At 64.7% G+C, this 2846-nt stretch carries 3 protein-coding genes; 2 read left to right on the top strand and 1 reads right to left on the bottom strand.

Features of this window, described 5'->3' with window-relative positions:
- Positions 1–397 (top strand): PP2C family protein-serine/threonine phosphatase (locus NW809_RS11740; protein WP_414402214.1); only part of this gene is annotated, 397 nt, incomplete at its 5' end.
- 11 nt (positions 398–408) lie between these two features.
- On the opposite strand, the gene NW809_RS11735 is transcribed toward NW809_RS11740, so the two are convergent.
- Complete coding sequence (locus NW809_RS11735) at positions 409–1326, bottom strand: histone deacetylase (protein WP_011429126.1); 918 nt, start codon at positions 1324–1326, stop codon at positions 409–411.
- Between the two features lie 128 nt (positions 1327–1454).
- Here NW809_RS11735 and NW809_RS11730 point away from each other — a divergent pair.
- A partial coding sequence (locus NW809_RS11730) for a protein kinase domain-containing protein (RefSeq protein WP_414402213.1) occupies positions 1455–2846 on the top strand: 1392 nt, incomplete at its 3' end.

Below are 2846 nucleotides of genomic sequence, written 5' to 3'. Positions count from 1 at the left end.
TTGCTGGAGCGCTCACATCGGCGACTCTCGCCTTTACCGCCTCCGCGGATCTGAGATGCAGCAGATGACGGAGGATCACACCTTGGTAGCTCGCTCGGTTCGCCAAGGGGAGTTGACCCAGGCGCAAGCCCGCATGCACCCCTGGCGCCACATTCTCGAGCGCTGCCTGGGCCGCCCCGATGCAGGGCCGCCTGCTGTTCAGCCGATTACAATGCGCCCTGGGGATCGCCTGCTGTTGTGTAGTGACGGGCTCACCGAAGAGCTAGATGACGAGGTCATCGCCGAGTACTGCCTGAAGGTGGAGGATTTGGATCAACTGGCCTGCCAGTTGGTCGAGGCGGCCAAAGAGCGGGGCGGTCGGGACAACATCACGGTGGTGATCGCCGAATACGCCTAGTTCGCGGCCAGCTAGAGACGGTATTGCCGGTACACTTCGCCGGCAGCCCGGTGCAGGAGCGAGTGGCGGTAGACAAGCTGAGCGAGGTCGTTGCCGTAGCCGCCGCCGATAACGCAGGCAACGGGGTAGCCTCGCTTTAAGCAGGTGTCCAGCACCTGCATATCGCGGCGGAAGAGCCCCTCGTCGCTGAGGGCCAGCTTGCCCAAGAGATCTTCGCGGTGGGGATCCACCCCCGCATCATAGAGCACCAGATCCGGGCGCACCTGAGCCAACAGATCGGGCAGGTAGTCGGCCAGGGTTTGCAGATAAGCTTCATCTTCCAGGCCCACCGGCAGGGGCACGTCCAGGTCGCTGGCCTGCTTGGTGGCGGGGAAGTTGGCGGCGCAGTGCATGGAAAAGGTAAACACCCGCGGCTCGGAGCGGAAGATCCAGGCGGTGCCGTCGCCCTGGTGCACATCCAGGTCTACAATCAGAACCTTTTGCACCAGCCCCTGCTGCAGCAGGACTTGGGCGGCGATGGCCAGGTCGTTGAAAATACAGAAGCCGGAGCCGTAGGCGGGAAAGGCGTGGTGGGTGCCGCCGGCGGTGTTGCAGGCCAGGCCGTGGCGCAGGGCCAATTGGGCGGTCAGGACGGTGCCGCCCACCGCGCGACAGGTGCGCTGCACCAGCTCGGGACTCCAGGGCAGGCCGATGCGCCGCTGCAGTTTGGCCTCCAGGGATCCCTCGCAGTAGGCCCGCACGTACTCTGGCGTGTGCACCGATTCGATCCAAGCCAGGGGGGGGAGTTCCGGCTGATGCACTTGCTGAGGGCGGATCACCCCTTCCCGCAGCAGCAGCTCGTGCAGGAGGCGGAATTTGGGCATGGGAAAGCGATGGCCCGGCGGCAGGGGGGCGCTGTAGTCGGGGTGGTAAACGACGGGCAAAGACATTCCAAGCAACCGGATCGACGGGGGTGAGCATAGCCTATTGGGGCCCCAATGCTTATGGTAGAGGTAGCCCACTCTGGCCGGATCCCTGCGGGGGCTCTGCGCTGTTCTCTCTACCGCCGCGATTCCCTATGTTTACTGCGTCGGATCCCTTTTTGGGTCGCCTCTTGGCCCAGCGCTATCGCCTGACCCATCTGCTGGGGCAAGGAGGCATGGGGCGGGTCTACTTGGCCCAGGATCTGCTTTTTGGCGGGGTGGAAGTGGCCGTTAAGCTGCTCTCCCAGCCGGCGATGGACGAGCAGGCCCGCCTGCGCTTTGAGCGGGAAGCCAAAGCCTGCGCCGCTTTGGGCCAGAAAAGCCTGCACATTGTCAAGGTAAGCGACTACGGCATCACTGCCGATGGGGTGCCTTTCTATGTGATGGAATACCTCAACGGCCAAACCCTCAAGGACATTCTGGCGACGAGATCTCTGCCGCTGGAGCGCTTTTTTCGGCTGGCCCGCCAAATTGGCCTGGGGCTCAAAGCAGCCCACGAAGGGATCCTCCTGGAAGGACAGCGGATCCAGGTGATCCACCGCGACCTCAAGCCGGCCAACGTGATCGTGCTGGCCGACGAAAGCTTGGGGGAGCTGGCGAAGCTGGTGGACTTTGGCATTGCCAAGCTGCTCAACACCCGCGAGTCGCTCAGCCTTACCCACGCCTACCTGGGGACGCTGGCCTACTCCTCCCCGGAGCAACTGGAAGGGTTGCCGCTGGATGCCCGCTCCGACATCTACAGCTTCGGGATCATGCTCTACCAGATGGTGTCCGGCCAGATGCCCCTCCAGCCTACCACCGAATCTTTCCCGGGCTGGTACCAGGCCCACCACAAGCAGCGTCCCCTGCCTTTGGAAGAGCTGGGACTGCCGTTGGCGCTGCCCGCCGGTTTGTCGGATCTGATCCTCAGTTGTTTGGCCAAAGATCCGGCCGCCCGTCCGCCCACGGTGGCCAATGTGTTGGCGGAGCTGGAGCGCATCCAAGCCAGAGCGCAGGGATCCCCCAGAGGAGCTTCCCAGGCTGTTGCCCTTCAATTTCCAGCGATCCCCTCTGGCCCGCTTTTTCCCTCGGCGCCCCCCCTGGCCACGGCCGGCACGCTGCGGCTTGCGCCCCCGACAATGGCCAGCGAGAACAGGGGATCCCTGCTCTGGGCCCGCCTGATCCCCTTCTTGGGGGGCAGTTTGCTGGGCTTGGCCTTGGTGAGTTGGGGGTTGGGACGGTTGCTGCAGCGCCCTGCGGCTCCGGTGCTCTCCGGCTCTCGCCCCTCGCCAGCTGCCACGGAGTTAGAGGATGAGCGCCCAGGAGCGGAGGCGCAGCCCGATACGGCCCCTGAAGTTCTCGTTCCGGATATCCTTGGCAGCAGTGCTGGGCAGGACGAGGGCGCAACCCGTCGGGATCCGGCACCGGAGCTAGAACCCTACAGCGGGCCGGTGTTGCGCGCCTTCCCTCTCCAGACTTCCCGCGAGGTGGTGCGGGCCGCCCTGGGA

It is taken from the genome of Synechococcus sp. WC101 (genome assembly GCF_047461555.1).
Lineage (GTDB): Bacteria > Cyanobacteriota > Cyanobacteriia > Thermostichales > Thermostichaceae > Thermostichus.
This window is presented reverse-complemented; position numbering and strand designations above follow the sequence as displayed.